We start from the raw sequence: 21937 nt of genomic DNA, 5'->3' as shown, positions 1-21937 counted from the left end.
AAATTCTCTCTCACTGTTTACCTGTTTTGCATAATCTGGTTACTGTTAGTTTTGAGCATCTTTTAATATACTTTCGATAATCGTAGGATCTACAAGTGTCGAAGTATCACCAAAGTCATTGACATCGTTGGATGCAATTTTCCGTAGGATTCTTCGCATGATTTTGCCACTTCTTGTTTTAGGCAAGTCTGAAACAAATTGTATTTTATCTGGTTTGGCAATCGGACCTATTGTTTTGGATACCAATTCTTTGATTTCTATTTCCAGTTCTTCAGTTCCTTTTTGTTTATCATGTAAAATGACGTAAGCATACAGAGCATTCCCTTTCACATCGTGCGGATATCCTACCACAGCACTTTCGGCAATTTTTTCGTGTTCATTGATTGCATTTTCTATCGGTGCTGTACCTAAATTATGTCCAGAGACTATCACTACATCGTCTACTCGACCGGTGATTCGGTAATTTCCCATTGCGTCGCGGTAAGCGCCATCTCCCGTGAAATAGTATCCAGGAAAGGTAGAGAAATAAGTTTCTTTGTATCGTTGATGATCGCCATATACGGTTCTTGCAATGGATGGCCAAGGGAATTTTATTGCCAAACGACCTTCGGCTTTTTCTGCTTTTTCATCATCTAGAACATTTCCATTTTCATCAATCAAAACAGGTTGAACACCGGGTAATGGTAAAGTTGCAAAAGTAGGGCGAGTGGGGGTTATCCCTGCTAAAGGAGAAATCAGGATAGAACCTGTTTCGGTTTGCCACCAAGTATCTACTATGGGTGCGTTCCCTTTCCCGATATGATCATTGAACCAGTGCCAAGCTTCTTCGTTAATGGGCTCTCCTACAGAACCTAGTACTTTGATAGAAGATAAATCGTACTTGTTGACATACGAAATATCTTGTTTTGCTAAGGAACGAATTGCTGTTGGTGCTGTATAGAAATGGGTTACTTTTAATTTTTCTACAATTTCCCAAAATCGTCCATAATCTGGATAACTCGGGATTCCCTCGAACATTACGGTTGTTGCTCCACACAAAAGCGGACCATATACAATATAACTATGGCCAGTTATCCAACCGATATCGGCTGTACACCAGAAAATATCCTGATTATCCATCTGAAAAATATTATCGAAACTATATGCAACTTCGACCATATAACCGCCGCATGTGTGTACCATGCCTTTTGGCTTTCCTGTAGAACCCGACGTGTATAAAATAAATAAAGGGTCCTCGGCATCCATAATTTCTGCCGAACATTCGGCGTCTACTTTATGCATTTCATCTATCCAAAATTTATCACGTCCGCCTACCATAACTGTTGGCTCGATTGCACGACGGTACACAATAACAGATTGTATTGAGGGTGTATCTTTCAGTGCCTCGTCGCAAATAGCTTTTAGATTTACCGATTTCGTTCCTCGAAAGACTTCATTGGCAGTAATCAATACTTTGCATTGTGCATCGTTTATTCTGCTTGCGATTGCCGAACTCGAAAAGCCAGCAAAAATTACAGAGTGTACTGCACCAATTCTTGCGCAGGCGAGCATTGCAATGGCTAATTCTGGAATCATTGGCATATAAATACATACACGATCACCTTTTTGCACACCATTATTTTTCAGCACGTTAGCAAACTTACATACTTGGTAATGCAATTGTTTATAGTTTATGATTCTGGTTTCTTCTAATGGATTATTTGGTTCCCAAATGATGGCAGTTTTGTTTCCGTTGGTGACCAGTTGTTGGTCTAATAGATTTTCGGTAATATTAAGTTTCCCGTCTAAAAACCATTTGAATTCGGCTTTATCAAAATCATATTCCAATGTTTTTGACCATTTCTGATGCCAGTAAAATTTAGAAGCAATTCGATCCCAAAAAAAATCTGGTTTTTGTACACTTTCTTGATAAGCCTTTTTATAATCCATATACGTTTTGATACGGACATCTTTTATATTATTCATTTTTTGCAAGTTTGATTTTGAATCAATATACAAAAAAAGCGTTGATAAAATAATGTCAACGCTATAAAAATTCTTGTTCTTTTCTCAGATTCTTTTCTGAGATTTTATTTTCCTTTGTAGGGGCTTGCATTATACATTTGTATTGCTTTTGGTAAAGATTCTCTAATTTTTGCAATACGCGTAGCATCGCTTGGGTGTGTACTGAAGAATTCACTTTGTTTCACGCCTCCACTTGCTTTTGACATTCTTTCCCAGAAGTTAATTGCTTCGTTAGGATCATAACCTGCCAACCCCATTAAATACAAGCCTGTTACATCGGCATCCAACTCCATGGTACGTGAATAACGTAATAATACAGTAGATCCACCGATACTATAAATAGAGCCTAATGCATTTGCCCATTGTGAGCCAGAAACTGCTGTTCCTAGTACTTGTCCTCCCATTTCGGTAAGCACTCTTTGAGAAACTTGTTCTGCACTATGACCTGCCAAAGCATGACCTATTTCGTGTCCCATAACGACTGCTAAACCTGTTGCATCCTTGGTTACTGGTAGAATTCCGCTGTATACTGCTACTTTACCCCCTGGCATGCACCAAGCGTTTATTTGTTTGTTATCTAATAAGGAAAACTGCCATTGATAGCCGTTCAATTGATTAGATATCCCTAATTCTTGATAATATTTTTCAGCGGCATATTTCAGTCGATTACCTACAGTTTGTACCATTTTTGCGTCGTTAGTTCCTGATATTACTTTCGATTCTTTTAGCACTTGATTGTATTGTGCAAAAGATTGTGGAAATAATTGGGCATTCGAGACGATGGACAATGATTTTCGTCCGGTTACAGGATTTGTAGCACATGATGCTATGAGTAATCCTGCACTAAGACTTAAAAAAAATTTCTTCATAGTAGTTTATTTTTATTTGCATTTTTTTTAGTTACCTATTTTTTTCTTTATTTCGTTCAGCTTCATCAATGCCTCTACCGGTGTTAGGGTATTTATATCTGTATTAATTAAATCATCACGAATTGCTTCTAGAATTGGATCATCTAACTGAAAAAAACTTAATTGCATATTTTGGTCAGATAATTGTTTTGTTCGATCGTTCATCGACTCACTTTGGTGCGATTTTTCGAGAACTTTCAGTATTTCTTCAGAACGTTTCACCACTGATTGTGGCATTCCTGCCATTCTCGCTACATGAATTCCAAAACTATGTTCGCTTCCTCCTGCCACTAATTTCCGAACAAAAAGAACTTTGTTTTTTAGTTCTTTCACACTGATATTAAAGTTCTTTATCCTTTCCATAGTCGCCGCCATTTCATTCAATTCATGATAATGAGTTGCAAACAAGGTTTTTGGACGGGTTGGATGGTTGTGCAAAAATTCTGCAATCGCCCAAGCAATCGATATTCCATCATACGTACTTGTTCCACGACCAATTTCATCTAATAAAATCAAACTTCGTTCCGAAATATTATTTAAGATACTCGCCGTTTCATTCATTTCTACCATAAAAGTCGATTCACCAGACGATATATTATCCGACGCTCCTACGCGAGTAAATATTCTATCTACAATCCCAATACTTGCCGAATCTGCAGGAACGTAACAGCCTAGCTGTGCTAAAATTACAATCAGAGCGGTTTGCCGAAGGAGAGCAGATTTACCAGACATATTCGGTCCTGTAATCATAAGTATTTGCTGATCTGTTTTATTGATTAAGACATCGTTTGGAACATATTCTGTTCCAGGATCTAGAAATTGCTCTATAACTGGGTGACGACCGTTGCGAATGTCCAAATCAAAACCATCATTAAGACTGGGTTTTTGGTATTGAAATCGAAATGCAATTTCTGCGAATGTAGAAACTACATCTAGAAAAGCAATTTGCTGTGCATTTTGCTGGATGGTATTGATTTTGGCAATTAGTTTTTCTATCAAATCTTGAAACAATTGAGTTTCGATTGCCAATATTCTTTCTTCTGCACCTAGAATTTGTTGTTCATATGTTTTCAGTTCTTCGGTAATATAACGTTCGGCATTGACCAAAGTTTGCTTCCGAATCCAATCAGAAGGTACTTTATCCTTGTGCGTGTTTCTTACTTCTATGTAGTAACCAAATACATTATTGAAAGCGATTTTTATAGAAGGAATTCCTGTTTTTTCTATTTCTCGATCACGCATTTTATCTAAAAAATCTTTCCCCGCATACTGAATCTCTCTCAAACGATCAAGTTCACTAGAAACCCCTTTTCTTATGACATTTCCTCGTGTAATGAGATGTGGTGGATCTTCAGATAATTGCTTATAAATAAAATCAGCAATCTGAGCTAGTTCGGTATCTGAAGAAAAAAAATGAGCAAGAATAGTGTTTATATGTTGGATACAGGTCGATTGTATCTCTGCAATTATCTTGAGACTATCGGCTAACTGCATCAATTGTTTAGGAGAGATTTTCGCTGTAGAGATTTTCGCTGCAAACCGCTCTACATCTGACAGTTGTTTGAGTTGATTTCTGATTTCATCTCTCAAAGCATCTTTTTTAAGCAAATATTCTACAAATGCTAATCGATTTTCGATGAGTTTTCGGTCTTTGAGAATCGTAACCATCCAGCGATTGAGTAAACGCCCACCCATTGCTGTAGTCGTTTGATTGAGAATATCGAGCAAAGAAACACCTTTGGGGTGTGCTGGTTGCACGAGCTCTAAATTGCGGATTGTAAAAGGATCCATCCAAACATATTGCGATAAATCTATTCTCTGAAGCCGTGTAAGATGTTTCAAATCAAAATGATGTGTATCGTCTAAGTAAGCAAAAATAACGCCAGCAGCAATAACTCCGAGCGAGGAATCATCCAGCCCAAAACCTTTTAATGAATTGGTTTGGAAGTGTGTTAATAATTTATCTAATGCATAATCTCTCTGGAAAGCCCAATCTTCTAACTGGAAAATATTTTTATTTTCGATAAATGGATAAACGGTTCTTTTTTGGGTAATGATTTCTGAAGGCTGGTAACTTTGTATGATTTTTTTTAATTCGACTTGCGATCCTTCGAATACCAAAAATTCACCAGTTGATAAATCGAGAAGTGCTGCACCAAAGAGTTTATCTTGATGATGAATGGCCATCAAAAAGTTATTTTTTTTTGCATTCAACACCTCATCATTCAGTGCAACTCCTGGGGTTACCAGTTCGGTAACTCCACGTTTTACAATTCCTTTGGCTGTTTTGGGATCTTCTAACTGATCACAGATAGCAACCCGTAAACCTGCCTTTACTAGTTTGGGTAAGTACGTATTGAGCGAATGATGCGGAAAACCAGCTAATTCTTTATCTTTTTCTGATCCATTGGCTCTTTTGGTTAGAACAATATCTAGGATATTAGCACACTTTATGGCATCTTCTCCAAAGGTCTCATAAAAATCTCCTACCCTAAAAAGCAATAAGGCATCGGGATATTTTGCCTTTATAGTGTTGTATTGCTTCATCAAAGGGGTTTCCTTTTTCTTCATTACTTTTGTCAAAAAATTATCGCTTACGTTAGCAAGCTAAGTTAAAAATTTTAGACGGATGAGAAAATTAAAATTAGAAGAATTGGGGCGTGTTTCGACAGAAGAATATAAAAATATCGAAAAAATTCCGGTTGTGGTTGTCCTCGATAATATCCGAAGTATGCACAATGTAGGGGCTGTTTTTCGTACAGCAGATGCTTTTTTGATTGAAAAAGTTTATTTGTGTGGAATAACTGCTACACCACCTCATAAAGAAATTCATAAAACGGCTATCGGTGCAACAGAAAGTGTTGATTGGGAATATGAAGAAAATGCCCTCAATTTAATTGAAAAATTACGCAAAGATAATTACTCTATTGTCTGTATAGAGCAAGTAGAAAACAGTATTTCTTTTCCGGAGTATGAGGTAGATCCTAGTAGGAAATACGCCATTGTAATGGGCAATGAAGTAGATGGCGTACAACAAGAAATTATCGATAAAACAGACGTTTGTTTAGAAATCCCACAATCTGGCACAAAACATTCGCTGAATGTTAGTGTATGTACAGGAATAGTTTTATGGAAATGGTACGAAGCTTTTCTACAAAAATAGAGATTAGGGTTAGAAATAAAATAAAAACGAGCAATTTACTGAGTAAATCGCTCGTTTTATTTATGTTTTAACGATAGTTTTATTTTTTCTCTTTAAATATTACTCGTCTATTTTCTAAGTTTTTCCATGCAGGACAATTTGTTGTAGGATTACATTCAGGGTGCTTTAACTCTGATTCTCCTTTACCGATTGGGAATAGTTGAGCTGAATTTACTCCTTTGTTTACCAAATAACGGACAACCGAAGCAGCACGTCTTTCTGATAAGTTTTGGTTATAAGCATCAGGGCCTGCAGCATCTGTATGTCCTTCTACCCAGAAATTATAATTCGGATGCTTCATGATAACTTCAGCAGCATTGTCTAATTTACTATAAGAAACCTGTCTAATTTTATCCGAATCATAATCAAATTCTATCCCTTGAATTGTTTCTGTTAATAAACCTGCTATTTGGTCTGCAGAAACTACTGTTTCAACCTCTGGACAACCTAGATTTGTTGGCGGACCTGGTATTGTAGGACATTCGTCTATTGTATCCACTACTCCATCGCCATCTGTATCCAGCGGGCAACCCGAACCGTCGACTGTATATCCTTCTGGTGTTCCTGGACATCTATCCCACTGATCACATACTCCATCGTTATCTTCATCAACACACTCAAATGGCGTTTCTGTTGCTGACATCACCGGTACTGGCATAGAATATGGCGCCCATTGCAAGGCTTCTTTGTGTTTACCTATTTTATAGTGTAATCCTAATGTTAGGAGGATCATATTATCTTCTCGGCCAGGGTTCATATCGGCAGGTGTATACCCTAAACGTGGATTTGGCATTCCACTGGCATCAAACTGCTCATCACCCGACAAGAAATACATCCCTCTAAGTTCTGTATCGAAATTTTCATTAAGCTTGTATCGAAGACCTGCACCAACTTGTGCATAAATAGACTTATCCCCCATTTTAATGTGGTTTACGGTAACCATCTCTTGACGGTTTTTTCCATAATAGTCACGTTTCGCTTTATACCCTAAAACTCCTACTCCTGCATATCCGTGAAAAGCTAATTTCAGTTCTGATTGATTTTCTACTCTTCTTAATAAGTTGCTAAAGTTAACATCTCCTAAGAATGTTATAGATTGATAAGATGTTTTCCCATGTGCAATGGCCGAAATTTTCGAATTGTCATCCATAATCCACGCTTGCTGACGGGTTTTACCCATCTGATACTGTAAAGAAATACCAAAAGCATGTGTTAACTGACGATTGACAGAAAAAGCAAAATCATATCCAGGCGTAAACCATGATTTTCCTTCATCTCGACCCCAAGAAACTAAATCGGTATTTTGCAAGGCATTTAAACCACCAAAAAGAGAAAGCGACCAATCATTAAATCTTTTATCTTCTTTGGTGAATTCTTTGTATTCGGGCTGTTGTGCCGATAGAATATTTGCAGACATTCCGTAAAGCACTACAGAAGCAGCGAGTATAAATTTCTTCATATTCATAGGTTTATAATTGAATTATATTTTTTTAGGTTTAATTTTTATTGATACAATTATTTGTAAATTTACCCACTGCAAATATAATATTTTCTATAACATGGATAATAAATCTAGTACAAATTTTCTAGTAAATGCTCTTGGATGTGGAATTACAAGGTCTTTTGATACATAATTGATTCGATTATAATACAATATATCAATATCTATCAAACGATCAGTATATATTTCACCATCCAAAGGCTTGGCATATTTCCGTCCCATATCTTGTTCTATTTTTTTTATTTTTTTCAACAATTCGATAGGAGATAAAGACGTTTTTGCCTCGATAATCTGATTAAAAAACAAGTTTTCTGAAGTAAACTCTACTGGCTGATTTTCTAACACAATAGTATGATTCTCAATAAGCAAACCAACACTATACAATGCAACATGAGCATTTTCTATATTCTTTTTCTTGTCCCCGACATTGGTGCCAAGTAACAAAACAACATGATTGTACAACATATAACAAAAATAAGAATCTCATAAAATCATGAAAAACTTTTTTTCGCGGGTATTTTCTACAATTGTCGGAAACCTGCTCACCTTTAGTATTATTCTTTTAGTTCTGATAGGATTTATTTTCTTTTCTACGCTAACAAGCACTCCTACAAAGCCCATAAAAGATGGATCGGTACTAGAAATCACACTCGATTCTCCGATTATGGAAAGTGAAATGGATCGCATTCCTATGAATATTTTTCACCTAAGCAAAAAGTCTAATAATTCTTTCTATCTCGAAGATATTCTTAGAGCCATAAAGAATGCAGAAACTGATAACCGAATTAGAGGTATTTCACTAAAAATAGAACATTTTCAGGGTGGTTTTACCCAAGCAGATGATATCCGAAAAGCTTTAGAAGACTTCAAAAAATCGGGTAAATTTATATATGCCTTCACCAATAACACTTCTCAAACTTCGTATTACATCCAAACGGTTGCCGATAAAATTTACCAGAATCCTCTTGGCATAACAATGTTACAAGGATTAGGTGCCGAAGTAATGTTCTTTAAGAATTTTGGTGATAAATATGGTATTGATTTTCAGGTAATACGACACGGTGCTTATAAAAGTGCTGTAGAACCATATTTGCGCAATGATTTATCACCCGAAAATCGCGAACAAATTACCGAGTATATGAACGACATTTGGACGAATATTTCGACCAAAATGGCAAAAGACAGGAAATTATCCTTGATCGATTTTAATACTAAAGTAGATAGTCTATATGCTTTCATACCCGAAAAATCCAAAGAAAATAAGTTAATCGACGAGTTGATGCAAGAATCTCAATACGACTTGATGATCCTAAAAAAACTAGACGATTCTGCAACCGATCTCTCTAAGAAAGCAAAAACCAAACATTTTGTTTCTTTGGATAATTATATTCTCCAACTGGATTCGAACTCGAATAAAAACAAAATCGGAATTCTGTATGCTTCAGGAGCAATTAAGGAAGGCGATGGTTTTGACGGGATACAATCGAAAACATACACCGAAGCAATTCGGGAAATGGCCGAAGATGATAAAATAAAAGCGGTTGTATTGCGTATTAACTCACCTGGAGGAAGTGCAAATGCATCTGAACAAATTTTATACGAACTCGATTTATTACGTAAGAAAAAACCAGTTGTTGTTTCTTTTGGTGATGTCGCAGCATCGGGCGGATATTATATTGCACAATCATCTGAAAGAATATTTGCTAATCCAAGCACAATAACAGGATCTATCGGGGTTCTTGGTATGATCCCGAATGTAAAAAAATTAGCCAATTCGGTTGGTATCACAACCGATATTGCCAAAACCAATGCCAATGCTGATCAGCTGAAATCACTCACCAACCCACTAAGTGCAGATGCAGAGCGAACGATGCGTAAAAACATCGAATTGATTTATCACCAATTTGTTTCTCACATTTCTAAAAACAGAAAAATGACATTTGAAGCAGTAGATAAAGTTGGCGGTGGACACGTATGGTCTGGCACAAGAGCCAAAGAACTTGGTTTGATAGATGAGTTTGGTAATTTGCAAGACGCTGTAAACTATGCGGCGAAGCTAGTAAAATTGGATACTTATAGCACAGAAGCTTTCCCGAAAAGAAAAGATGCTTTCGAAGAATTTATGGCATCGATTACCGGTAATAACATCGATGCGAAGCTTGCACAAGAATTAGGAACTGAAGGACAAGCACTTTATAAACAAATAAAATTAATCAACGAACAAAAAGGGATTCAACTTAGAATGCCTTTCAATGTTAAGATTGAATAAAAAAAGTTTACCCTATTTTTTTTTAAAAGGTAAACATATACTATCTAAGAAAGTTCTACGTTGGAAAGAGGTATGATATTTTTATACACAATAAGCTTGTGTTTTGCAGTAAAAATATCATACTTTTGTAGCTATTATATTTTTCACAATTAAAATCCGAGACATAGAAACATAAATGGGATTGTTTAATTTTTTTACGCAAGAAATTGCGATAGATTTAGGAACAGCAAATACGCTTATCATCCACAATAACAAAGTGGTAGTAGATAGCCCTTCGATTGTAGCTATACATCGTAGAACAAACAAGGTAATTGCGGTTGGCGAACAAGCCAAACATATGCAAGGGAAAACCCATGACGATATCAAAACCATTCGTCCATTAAAGGATGGAGTTATAGCAGATTTCGAAGCTTCAGAATTTATGCTAACAGAATTTATTAAAAAAATTCCAGGTATCCAGGGTAAATTATTTTCACCTTCATTACGCATGGTAATTTGTATACCATCGGGCATTACAGAAGTTGAAAAAAGAGCTGTAAAAGATTCTTGTCAAAGAGTTAATGCCAAAGATGTTCGGCTTATTTATGAGCCTATGGCTGCTGCAATCGGTGTAGGAATAGATGTTACTCAGCCTAAAGGAAATATGATTATCGATATAGGAGGAGGAACAACTGAAATTGCTGTTATTGCTCTAGGTGGAATTGTTTGCGACAAATCGGTGAAAATTGCCGGTGATGTATTCACCAATGATATAGCTTATTACTTAAGAACACATCATAATCTCTATATTGGTGAACGTACCGCAGAACGTATAAAAATTGAAGTTGGCGCTGCGGTAGAAGAATTAGAACACGAACCAGAAGATTTACCTGTACAAGGGAGAGATTTGATTACGGGTAAACCAAAAGAAATTACTGTAAACTACAAAGAAATTGCACGTGCACTCGACAAGTCTATTCTCAGGATAGAAGATGCCGTAATGGAGACCCTTTCGCAGACACCTCCAGAATTAGCTGCAGATATCTACAACACCGGGATTTACATGGCTGGTGGAGGATCTATGTTAAGAGGTCTAGATCAACGAGTATCTAAAAAGACGGGCTTACCTGTTTTCTTGGCAGACGACCCTTTGCGTGCAGTAGTGCGTGGTACTGGAATTGCCCTAAAAAACATTGATAAATACACCTTCTTAATGAGGTAATTTGTATAACCATTTTTTTGTTTTTGTAAGTATCGATGCATTTTATTTTTAATATCATTAGAAAAAACGGATTCTTATTACTTTTTCTGTGTTTGCAAATGATTGCCTCGATACTTATTTTTCGATATAACGTGTATCATGAAGTAATTTTAGGTCAAGCAAGTGTTAAAATTACTGGTGCCATCGATAAACAAACTTCTAAAATTACTCGCTTTTTTAACCTACCAAGATACAATCGAGAATTGCAAGAAGAAAATGCCATACTCAGAAAACAACTGACAGCTCTTGGAATAAAAAAACCAGCAACAAACGAAAGAGAATTAATCGAAAGTTCAGAGTATCACCAAATTTATTCTTTTATACCGACTGATATAATCAATAATACAATCGTGCGCTCGCACAATTTCTTAACAATCAATAAAGGAAAAAAAGATGGCGTACAAATCGGAGATGGTATCATGACGCAATATGGAATAGTAGGGATTGTGACCAAAACAACCGATAATTATGCTCGTGCAATTTCTATCCTCAATACAGATAGCCAGATTAATGCCCGGATAAAAGGAAATGAATATTTCGGTACGATGATTTGGGACGGTAAAGATCCGCGTTACACCTATCTTACAGAAATCCCAAAATACATCACCGTAAACATAGGAGATACGATAGAAACAGATGGTAAATCACCAGTTTTCCCAGAGGGAATCATGATTGGTACGGTCAATCACAAAGAAGTAGATAATGTTTCGGGTGAACTGAAAATCAAAGTTAAACTAAGAGAAAACTTTGCCAACCTGAAGTATGCTTATGTCGTTACGAACCTGAAAAAAATAGAAATTAACCAAGTAGAATCTACCGACACCATAAATAAAGATCCACACAATGTTCAATAGAGATTTTATCTTCAACCTATTCAAGGTGATTTTACTCATTCTTCTTCAGGTCGTGATATTTGATCATATAGAAGTAATGGGTAAAGCTCAGCCCTTTTTTTATGTTGTTTTTGTAGTTTTCTATCCTCAATTGGGCAACAAATACGCCTTACTACTATTGAGTTTTATACTAGGGTTTGGGATAGATTTTGTGCAACAAACGGGCGGAATACATACTTTCTCTTTGTTAAGCATAGCCTTTCTACGCAACAAGATCCTGCGATTGATAACAGGACAAGATGCTGACGAATATGACCGATACAACACCTATGATCTTTCTGCCTTACAATGGTTTACGCTAACAATATTGTTAATCATAATTCATCATATTTTTCTTTTTGTCTTAGAAAACTTTAAATTAACTCACCTAGGCGAAGTTTTGATAAGTGCTATTCTAAGTTCAATACTTACCTTTATCTTTGTATTCATTTATAAAATACTCTTTAGACGAAAAGTTACTTTATGAAAAAATTGGTCATCATTTATGGCATTATCTTTTTCATAGTTTGTTTGTTTATCGCACGTTTAGCTTATCTGCAATTGGGGACCGATCGCTATCAGCTTAATGCGTTCAATACATCAATCAAACAAGAAATTATCTATCCAAATAGGGGCGATATTCTTGATCGAAAAGGAAAATTATTAGTATCCAATACCTATTCATACGAACTGAATGTAATACCTAAACATATTACCGATTCTTTTGACACTATTGGTTTTACAACATTATTAGGCATTACAAAGCATCAGTTTGATTCGATTATTTTCAGCATTACTTCTGCTCCGGACTATAAGAGAATGACGCCTTATCCTTTTCTCAAAAGTATTTCACGAGAAAATTTTGCTCGGATGCAAGAACGCCTGTACCTCTACCCTGCATTTAGCATAGTAAAAAGACCCGAACGAAAATACATGGTCAATAGCGCTGGGAATATTCTAGGCTATATCAACGAAGCAAACCCTGCTTACATAAAAACTGACTCTAACTATTATCAACCAGGAGATTTGGTTGGCATTAGTGGCGTAGAAAAATCATATGAAAAAGAACTTCGCGGAATTAAGGGGGTAAAAAATCATATAGTCGACATTCATATGAATGTAGTAGGCCCCTACAAAAACGGTGAATACGACCGACCAGTGAAAAGTGGAAAAACCCTGATGTTGACCATCGATTATGATTTACAAAAATTAGCCGAAGACATGCTACAAAACAAACGTGGAGCTATTGTTGCACTTGACCCCAATACGGGTGAAATTTTAGCTTTGGCATCTGCACCAACTATTAATCCTAGTGATTTCTTGAATTCGGCTACTCGCAATGCACTTATACAAGATTCTATATCAAAACCTACTTTCGATCGTGCTCTACAAGCAACCTATCCACCGGGATCAACCTTCAAGATGGTTACTGCATTGGCTGGAATGCAAATGGGTACGATGAAACCCGAAACGACGTATGTTTGCAAGCATGGTTTTCGGTATGGTCGGATGAGAATTGCTTGTCACTGTGGCTTATATTATGCTCCACAAGGTTTGGAACGAGCAATAGGAAAATCATGCAACAACTATTTTTCTGAGGCTTTTCGAGATATTGTCCGAAAAGATTCTGCCGATTATTCTGTCGGACTGAACCAATGGGCTTCCATAATGAATAGCTTTGGATTAGGGAAGTTTATGGGAACCGACCTACCGGTTGGTAGCAAAGGAACAATCCCGACGGCTGCTTTTTATGATAAAATGATGGGCGAAGGCGTTTGGAATCCTTACCGAATTATTTTTAACGGGATGGGGCAAGGCGAAATTACGACAACACCATTACAAATGGCTAATTTTACTGCAGTTATTGCCAACAAAGGTCATTATTACACGCCACACATCGTAAAAGAAATAGAAGGTGAAGCTATCAAAGATTCTAATTTTGTTGTTCCTAAGAAAACTTTGGTCGACCCGAAATATTTCCAAACAATCCTCAATGGAATGGAAAACGTCTTCACTATGGGAACTGCAAGAAGTTTTCGAGTAAATGATTTTATTCAATTAGGGAAAACCGGAACTTCACAAAACTCTCAAGGGCAAGACCATTCTTTATTTGTTTTGATTGCTCCGAAAGATAATCCGAAAATTGTAGTTGCTGCCATTGTAGAGAACGGATATTGGGGAGCAAGATGGGCAGGCCCAATGACAAGTTTGGTGGCTGAAAAATATCTTACCGATACCATAAAAAGAACTGGTTTACTTAACCAAATGAAAAATGGAAACCTGCAAGGTGAATACCGAAAACAATGGATAGATTACCTTAAAAGAAAAGGTTTGTACGTTGAACCTATAAAAAAAGATAGCCTTGAGACAAAGCAGAACATTGCAAGGAATTGATTGGCCAACAATTTTGTTGGGATTAATCTTACTGACTTTCGGAATCATGAACGTATATAGCGTGAATCCAGATTTGGGCATAAAACAATTAATAACTTCTGGTTTGGCGTTCATTATTATTTTGGTTCTAATAATAATTAGTAATAATAATCGCAACTTTTTCGAAGCTAATAGTTTAATTATTTACATTTTCTCGCTCATTCTACTTGCCGGAGTTTTAGTTGTTGGGAAAGAAGTTAACGGAGCAAAAGCATGGTACAGATTTGGTAGTTTTTCTTTGCAGCCGGCAGAATTTGCAAAAATTGGTACCGCACTGCTTATCGCTAATTACCTTAACCATACCAACACCAACCTCAATAGCTTTGCTACACTTGGTCGAATTCTTATTATTTTGGCTTTACCTATTGGTCTGATCATGTTACAACCAGACTTGGGGTCGGTGATTGTTTTCTGTTCATTAGCCATCCCTCTATATAGAGAAGGACTCAATCCGGGTTTTATTATAATCCCGATTATTGGTTTGGTATTGTTCCTGATTTCAATCATTCAAATCCCTTTCTATGTTTTGCTAATTTTTGGCTATTTGTTATTATTCATTTCATTACTAATCCATGCCTTCAACTATAGTCAAGATGTAGAAGACATGATTTATGGTGTGTTGATTGGTCTTTCTATCTTTTTTGTTTTGATAATCGTTTTAAGTTATGGTGTATCTAGTTTATCATTGGATACTCGCCAATCATTTGGCCATTTGTACCCCGAACGCTCTTTGTTTTTCTCGGATCCGATTCGGTTCAATGTAAATGTTTTTGGTACGATAGGATTTGTATTTTCTATTCTACCTTTTATCATCATGAAATTAAACCGAAGAAAAGAAGCTCTCAATTCTCCATTTAAGATCAGTTCTGGGTTTAAAACAGATATCCTAACTACTTCTGCTATTGTTACCACTATCGCCTTAATTTTTGTTACTACGCTTAGTTTTATCTCACCCATTATCTTCGAAAAACTACCAAAACACCAAAAAGAAAGGGTTATGGTTTTGTATGAAGGTGAAGCAAAATACCGTGATACATCAGGGTATAATTTACTGTATGCAAAAACTGCTATAGGTTCGGGTGAATTTACAGGTAAAGGTTATTTACAAGGTACTGTGAAGAAAGGAAAATTCGTGCCTGAGCAACAAACCGATTATATTTTTGTGACTGTTGGTGAAGAGTGGGGTTTTATCGGGAGTGTATTCGTCGTCTTATTGTACGCTCTTTTTATTGGTAGACTATATTATTTAGCAGAATCACATGATAATGTTTTTGTACGTTTTTATGGTTATAGTGTCGCTTCTATTCTCTTATTCCATTTCTTTATCAATATTGCGATGGTCATGGGACTATTTCCTACGGTTGGTATTCCTCTACCATTCTTCAGTTATGGTGGTAGTTCTCTTTGGGGTTTTTCTATTTTGATTAGTATTTTTATGATTATCCACTTTCAACACAAACAAAGTTTATTATAAAAAAAAGACTACATTTTGCAGTCTTTTTTTAGTTGGGTAGAAACTTTATTGAATCTCCTTCAAGTTATGAACTTTTTTTATCAGCTTGTTATCTTTATCGACTAAAAATAGGGTTGGTGTCGCATTCACGCCATATTGTTTTGCGATTTCGCTATCCCACTTCAGTAATTCAGAATAATTATACCATTCGTAGCTCTTAATTGCTTCCTGATAAGCTTGTTGATCACCGTCTAATGATATTGCAATGATTTCACCGCCTTCTTTTCTAAAGTTTGTGTAATATTCTTGTAAATGCGGCATTTCGGCTTGACATGCTGGACACCAAGATGCCCAAAACACAATTAATTTCTTTTTGGCTTTGATATCAAATAACGATTTTTTTCCTTTCACTTCTTCTCCAAAAATTATATTAGGAACTTCTGAACCGATTGTGAGACCGTTTATCGAGATTAATTTATTTTTAAGATCCGTAGATACAACTGGCTGAATACTTTTTGCTTTTGTTACCAATTCGGGATAATAGGTTGGGAATTGTTGCTCTGACAGAAAACTTAGCAAAGCTGCCATAACATTTTGCCCGCGTATGTTACTTAGACCTATTTTTGTGAGTAATAATTCTGTACTTTTCTTTATAATTTCTTCCGCATTTTGATTGTTGGCTTGTTGTAAATTAAATTCTGCTTTAATATAATTAAACACCAAAGGCGTCAGAAAACCCATTTGTTCTAGTTTTTCATCATCACTGGTCAAATGGTTTATTATCTTATCTACATTATCTCTAGTAGTTCCTTTTGTAGAACTTACCTCATCGAGCAAATCGGTTATTTTTTTATAATAAGACAACATAGGATTGATAGAGTTATTCTGTGCCGCTAGTCTTTCTATCCTTGCATTTTCTTTTTCGATGGCTAGATAAAATTCATCTGATGGCTGATAATAGTTGATAATCTGAGTAAAAACGTTGTCTTTGAGATCTACCAAACCGTTTATAGAATTGTATTTTATATAGTTTTTTGCTACTTCTCCTTTTTCTGCTTGCACAGTTAGTTGTAGAGGTACTTGGTTTTTTGCCGTAAATAGAATGTCTTGATTGTCGGTCAGAAGCTTTATTTCTTGCCCGTTTGCTAAACTTAGCATGAAAATGCCATTGTATTTATTCGGTATATTTGTACTGAATTTTCCAGTAGTATCAGTTGTTGGTCTAGATATAACTTTGGTCATAGAGCCTTCGTATACCTTTACTGTAATTGGCTGATTAGTGTATCCTGCTATCGTTCCTTCTACCTTGAACTGTGCAAAAACACTGCACGAGATTAGGAGACTTAATCCGAAAAAAATATTTCTCATAGTAAATAAATATTTATAAAAATAAAAAAACCTCAATATAAATATGAGGTTTTTAAATGTTTTAATTAAAAATTTTATAAAACTTTCTTCTCTTTATTATTATAAAAATAATAGATTGAAGCCAAAAGTATGGCTAAAGTTATTAATATTACAATATTTTGATCTATAGGCGTTGCTTGAGATCCTGGAGTTCCGATATTACCTGAACCTTGTGGCGGCATGTATGGTGGTATAATATCTCCTGTATAAACTTCCTGTGATGAACTCTGTATTTGATATGATCCTCGATCGTTATTGGCTTGTAAGAAATTTACATTTAGCAAAAATGTTATTAATAATATTATTTTTATGTATAATTTACTCATTATAATAGGTTTTAGTAGTTGATTTATTTTATGAGGGATTTTAATTGTTCTTTAGTGCCATCGTTATAATTTATTTTGATAAAATACACTGTATTTAATAAATTATTAGATATTCTATAGTCTTGAGAAGTATTTACATTCTGTTTCTCAATAATCAATCGTCCATTTAAATCATAAATCTGGATTTCAGCTTTTAGATTATTTTTTGCAAAACGGATATAGTTTTCGCGGGCAGATGTAGAGTAAACATGTGTTTTTTTCTGATCTACTGCTATATCATTATTTCCTAAAACTCCGTCAGGCAATTGATTCCAATAAATTACAAATCGTTCAGCTTCAGAATCTTCTGCAGTAAAAGAGTATGTAAAAGCACCATCGATTTCATAAGCTTTCTCTTCTTTTTTATCTACAAAGTAGAATTTATTACCTTGAGAAAATTTATCCAAGTTATCGTTAAAGGTAGTTTCTTCTGCTAAATTTACACTAAAGGTAAATTTATTTGTAGGATTTTCTGGATTTTTATAGAACATTACATGCAAAGGTTTCCCTACATAATCATTTACATTGAATGCATTTATAAATTTATAAGATCCACTATCGTACTCACCTTCTTTATTTTCTTGGAAAAACCAAATTCCAGAGTTAGTACCGAAGTTTCCGTAGTCCAACTCAAAAGATGCATTTTTACCTGTAACATCCTGATCTATAGCTAAAAGATACGCATGATTCTGTACAGATTTATCATCTGCTGTTAGTTGTAATCCTAATTGGTAAAATCCGCCAACATCTATTGATGTTTTTTCTTCATTTCCTGTTTCTGATCGATTTGGAGTTACATTAGCTGAAGCTGAATAATTAAAAGTTTTATAACCTGCTTGCCAATAACCACTACCATCTAGAAAGTTCATTTGCAATTCATTCGTTTGTTGTATTGCAGAATTCAACTTCAAGGTCAAAATCTCGAATGGTCTAAGAAGTAAAGCTTCTTTATCTCCAGCCCATTGTCTATTTTTTTTATTTGTTGGTGCTGCATGCACTGTAGTTTTAGGAGATAAGTTACCATCTGAAAAAGACCATTTTACTTGATCGCCCATTTTCTGTACAGCAACAATCTTATCATACAATGCCTGGTTTGCAACATATTTATTGCTTTCAGTTTCTACAAATAAACCAGAAAAGTCTAAATTATGCGTAAATGGATTACCGAAATTTATTAAGTTCTTACCATATGTTGTACTTTCTCCGTTATCTATAGAGGTCATACTCTCGCCGATATAAGAATTGTACCTTTCGTTCACAGGATTAACTTTTTTCGACCATGTAGTCCAAGTGTCATTGCTTTTGTATATTGAGTTATCCTTCACGGCTTCTATAACAAACTTTCCTTGCATAGAAAAAGGATTTCCTTTGTAACCTATCCTATTATTGGTAGTTGCATTTGAATTGAAAATAGTATTTAATTTTCCTTTTCTTAAGCTTAATATAATTGTTTCGGTAGGAGATAAAATATTACCATTATCCACTCCTCCACTCTTCAATAAAGTTTCGTAATAGTACTTTGTAGGATTCCATCTCATTACGGTTGAAGAATACCTGCTATTTCCCATTACATCTGGATACATGATATAATCTGAAGCTGAAAATCCGTAGCCAGTGAAGCTATTAACAAGAATATCCTTATATGTTTCAGCCTTAATTTTTGATCCTTTAGAAAAAGGCACAGAGATTGGCAACCAATCGAAATCTGATGGTGATACAAATGGTTGCTCCATTGTTACGCGACCATTGATAACACTGCTTCCTGCGTCTGGGTTTTCTACACTAGAGCTAGAGATATTATTGTTTGTAAATATTAGCTGTCCATAACTATTTTTACTCTCATATCTATTGACGAAATTAGCTCCGGTAGAAAAGTCACTGTCAGTAACATTCTGATCTACAAGACCTCTTTTATTATAGTTATAAAATGCATATTGTATTGCATCACCACTGTTTACGCCTTGTTTTACACTCGATAGATTGATATGGATATTTCCATTATTTTCGACAACAGCTTTACTATCATCTCCGATAACTTTTAGGCCATCACCATAATACATCAACGTATTCTTCTTCACAAAAACTTTGACTCCTGGTTGATTTCCTACGTTTCCTATAATAGTGTTATTGGCTACTGGTTGTTGAGCATTAAGATATATACATAATGATGCAACGAAAATACTTAGTAAACTCTTTTTCATATGTTCATAGATTAGTTAGTTGAGATACGAGTTCTTGATCTATATCAATTGCTAAGATAAATAAAAATTGTATAAATCACCCTATTTTTTTTATTTTTTTGTGTTTATTTAATATCAACCAACACTTTATCGGGCTGATTGACAATATCATACATAATATCTGTAAAAATCTCTTCGGTAACAGAGCGTAACCCTCTAGCTCCTAGACCCAATTCATCGGCACGTTTAACTATATAATCCAAAGTATTTTCGGTTACAACCAATTCTTTTCCATCCAACTCAAATAGCTTTTCGTATTGTTTAATCAAAGCATTTTTAGGCTCGGTCAGGATACGTTTCATTGCTTCTTGGTCTAATGGCTGTAGGAAAGTAATGATCGGTAATCGACCAATTAGTTCTGGTATTATCCCGAAGTTTTTCAGATCCGTTGCATTTACTTCTTCTAATAGATGTTCGGTTTCTTTTTTTGTTTCGTCTTTCTTGAAACCAATTACGTGTTTATTCAGGCGATTGGCAATATGTCTTTCAATACCCGAGAAAGCTCCTCCGGCAATAAATAAAATATCTTTAGTATTAACTTCTACAAACTTCTGATCGGGATGTTTTCTCCCTCCCTTCGGCGGTACATTTACTACCGTACCTTCTAGAATTTTTAGCATAGCTTGTTGCACTCCCTCACCCGATACATCTCGTGTAATAGATGGATTGTCACTTTTGCGCGCAATTTTATCAATCTCATCGATAAATACAATTCCTTTTTCGGCCAATTCTACATTATAGTCAGCTGCTTGCAGTAGTCGAGACAAAATACTTTCTACATCTTCCCCAACATACCCTGCCTCTGTAAGCACCGTGGCATCTACAATTGCGAAGGGAACATTGAGTAACTTGGCAATGGTTTTGGCCAAAAGTGTTTTTCCACTTCCGGTTTCTCCGACCAAAATTACATTCGATTTATCGATTTCTACATCACCAACAGATGATTCATTGAGCACTCTTTTGTAGTGATTGTACACAGCAACAGATAAGATTTTTTTGGCCTGATCTTGTCCAATGACATACTCATCTAAAAAGTTTTTGATTTCTCGTGGTGATTTCAACTGTAAGGGTTGTACCAAGTTTTGTTTATTCTGGAAAGAAGTTTCTTCTTTCACAATACCGTAAGCTTGTTCGATACAGTTTTCACATATACTTCCATCGATTCCCGAAACCAAAAGCTTAACCTGTTCTCTACTTTTGCCACAAAATGAGCATTTATTTTCTTCCAAAAGATTTTATTTTTTTTTTAAATTGCAAAATTAATTATGTTTTATTTATTTAACTAACATCAATATTAAAAAAAAATCCCTCTGCAAGTACGAAGGATTTTTTCTTAATTTAGATATTCTATCAAGCAGATATTATTTTCGGTTTGGCTCTAAAACTTCGTCAATCATTCCGTAGTTTTTTGCCTCTTCCGATGTCATCCAATAATCTCTTTCTCCGTCTTTTTCTATTTGTTCGAAGGTCTGACCTGAATGATAAGCAATAATATCGTACAGTTCTTTTTTCAGTTTCAAGATTTCTTTTAGGGTAATCTCCATATCTGTCGCTTGTCCTTGTGCACCTCCTAGTGGTTGATGAATCATCACTCGTGAGTGTTTCAGTGCAGAACGTTTACCTTTTGCTCCGGCTGCTAAGAGAACGGCCCCCATAGAAGCTGCCATCCCGGTACAAATTGTTGCCACGTCTGGTTTCACCAACTGCATCGTATCATAAATCCCCAAACCTGCATATACACCACCTCCTGGTGAGTTTACATAGATTTGGATGTCTTTGGTTGCATCTGTACTTTCTAAGAACAACAGCTGAGCTTGGATAATATTCGCAATCTGATCATCGATTGCAGTTCCCAAAAAGATAATTCTATCCATCATCAAACGAGAGAAAACATCCATTTGTGCAACGTTTAACTTTCTTTCTTCGATGATATAAGGTGTCACGGCTTGGATGTAGCTGTCCATTGTCAAACTACTAATCCCGCTGTGCTTTATGGCATAATCTCTGAATTCTTTACCAGCGTTTTTCATTTTATCTTCAATA

17 protein-coding genes are annotated in these 21937 nt (G+C 35.5%); 7 read left to right on the top strand and 10 right to left on the bottom strand.

What is annotated here, in order from left to right:
- Positions 1-45: 45 nt before the first annotated feature.
- The 3 genes from acs to mutS form a co-directional block, all read right to left on the bottom strand.
- Complete coding sequence (gene acs / locus HMPREF2660_RS10590) at positions 46-1965, bottom strand: acetate--CoA ligase (RefSeq protein ID WP_070487122.1); 1920 nt, start codon at positions 1963-1965, stop codon at positions 46-48.
- 104 nt (positions 1966-2069) lie between these two features.
- Complete coding sequence (locus HMPREF2660_RS10585) at positions 2070-2873, bottom strand: M48 family metallopeptidase (protein WP_070487120.1); 804 nt, start codon at positions 2871-2873, stop codon at positions 2070-2072.
- A 27-nt stretch (positions 2874-2900) separates the two neighbouring features.
- Complete coding sequence (mutS, locus tag HMPREF2660_RS10580; RefSeq protein ID WP_070487119.1) at positions 2901-5483, bottom strand: DNA mismatch repair protein MutS; 2583 nt, start codon at positions 5481-5483, stop codon at positions 2901-2903.
- 58 nt (positions 5484-5541) lie between these two features.
- Between mutS and HMPREF2660_RS10575 the strand changes: the two genes are divergently transcribed.
- Positions 5542-6075, top strand: a complete 534-nt coding sequence (locus HMPREF2660_RS10575) for an RNA methyltransferase (RefSeq protein WP_013598557.1) — start codon at positions 5542-5544, stop codon at positions 6073-6075.
- A gap of 79 nt (positions 6076-6154) precedes the next feature.
- Here HMPREF2660_RS10575 and HMPREF2660_RS10570 read toward each other — a convergent pair whose 3' ends face one another.
- Positions 6155-7573 (bottom strand): OmpA family protein, encoded by a 1419-nt coding sequence (locus HMPREF2660_RS10570; RefSeq protein ID WP_255356455.1) that lies wholly within the window; start codon positions 7571-7573, stop codon positions 6155-6157.
- A gap of 93 nt (positions 7574-7666) precedes the next feature.
- On the bottom strand, positions 7667-8080 hold the full coding sequence (gene folK, locus HMPREF2660_RS10565) for a 2-amino-4-hydroxy-6-hydroxymethyldihydropteridine diphosphokinase (RefSeq protein ID WP_013598555.1): 414 nt from the start codon (positions 8078-8080) through the stop codon (positions 7667-7669).
- Positions 8081-8108: 28 nt separating this feature from the next.
- Here folK and sppA point away from each other — a divergent pair, with 28 nt between their 5' ends.
- From sppA to rodA, 6 genes are all read left to right on the top strand, one after another.
- A complete protein-coding gene (sppA, locus tag HMPREF2660_RS10560) occupies positions 8109-9884 on the top strand; it encodes a signal peptide peptidase SppA (RefSeq protein WP_070487115.1) in 1776 nt (591 codons plus the stop codon).
- 175 nt (positions 9885-10059) lie between these two features.
- A complete protein-coding gene (locus HMPREF2660_RS10555; RefSeq protein WP_013598553.1) occupies positions 10060-11085 on the top strand; it encodes a rod shape-determining protein in 1026 nt (341 codons plus the stop codon).
- Between the two features lie 35 nt (positions 11086-11120).
- The gene (gene mreC / locus HMPREF2660_RS10550) at positions 11121-11978 is read left to right on the top strand and encodes a rod shape-determining protein MreC (RefSeq protein ID WP_013598552.1); all 858 of its coding nucleotides are present in this window, start codon (positions 11121-11123) and stop codon (positions 11976-11978) included.
- On the top strand, positions 11968-12483 hold the full coding sequence (locus tag HMPREF2660_RS10545; RefSeq protein ID WP_070487113.1) for a rod shape-determining protein MreD: 516 nt from the start codon (positions 11968-11970) through the stop codon (positions 12481-12483). The genes mreC and HMPREF2660_RS10545 overlap by 11 nt, the downstream gene beginning before the upstream one ends.
- On the top strand, positions 12480-14390 hold the full coding sequence (locus HMPREF2660_RS10540; RefSeq protein WP_070487111.1) for a peptidoglycan D,D-transpeptidase FtsI family protein: 1911 nt from the start codon (positions 12480-12482) through the stop codon (positions 14388-14390). The genes HMPREF2660_RS10545 and HMPREF2660_RS10540 overlap by 4 nt, the downstream gene beginning before the upstream one ends.
- On the top strand, positions 14359-15903 hold the full coding sequence (gene rodA / locus HMPREF2660_RS10535; RefSeq protein ID WP_070487109.1) for a rod shape-determining protein RodA: 1545 nt from the start codon (positions 14359-14361) through the stop codon (positions 15901-15903). Before HMPREF2660_RS10540 ends, rodA begins: the two co-directional genes overlap by 32 nt.
- A gap of 45 nt (positions 15904-15948) precedes the next feature.
- Here rodA and HMPREF2660_RS10530 read toward each other — a convergent pair whose 3' ends face one another.
- The 5 genes from HMPREF2660_RS10530 to clpP all read right to left on the bottom strand — a co-directional run bounded on the left by HMPREF2660_RS10530 (position 15949) and on the right by clpP (position 21924).
- Positions 15949-17250, bottom strand: a complete 1302-nt coding sequence (locus tag HMPREF2660_RS10530; RefSeq protein WP_070487108.1) for a TlpA disulfide reductase family protein — start codon at positions 17248-17250, stop codon at positions 15949-15951.
- Between the two features lie 74 nt (positions 17251-17324).
- Positions 17325-17615, bottom strand: coding sequence for a hypothetical protein (locus HMPREF2660_RS10525; protein ID WP_013598547.1), 291 nt, complete (start codon positions 17613-17615; stop codon positions 17325-17327).
- Between the two features lie 23 nt (positions 17616-17638).
- Positions 17639-19855 carry a T9SS type A sorting domain-containing protein gene (locus tag HMPREF2660_RS10520; RefSeq protein ID WP_083299128.1) on the bottom strand — a complete coding sequence of 739 codons (2217 nt, stop codon included), beginning with the start codon at positions 19853-19855 and terminating at the stop codon, positions 17639-17641.
- A 104-nt stretch (positions 19856-19959) separates the two neighbouring features.
- Complete coding sequence (clpX, locus tag HMPREF2660_RS10515; RefSeq protein ID WP_013598545.1) at positions 19960-21123, bottom strand: ATP-dependent Clp protease ATP-binding subunit ClpX; 1164 nt, start codon at positions 21121-21123, stop codon at positions 19960-19962.
- A 132-nt stretch (positions 21124-21255) separates the two neighbouring features.
- Entirely contained in the window at positions 21256-21924 is a 669-nt protein-coding gene (gene clpP / locus HMPREF2660_RS10510; RefSeq protein WP_013598544.1) for an ATP-dependent Clp endopeptidase proteolytic subunit ClpP, read from the bottom strand.
- Between the last annotated feature and the right edge of the window lie 13 nt (positions 21925-21937).

Source organism: Weeksella sp. HMSC059D05 (assembly GCF_001809725.1).
GTDB lineage: Bacteria > Bacteroidota > Bacteroidia > Flavobacteriales > Weeksellaceae > Weeksella > Weeksella virosa.
Note: the sequence above shows the minus strand (reverse complement) of the source record. Positions and strands in the feature narration are given on the sequence as shown.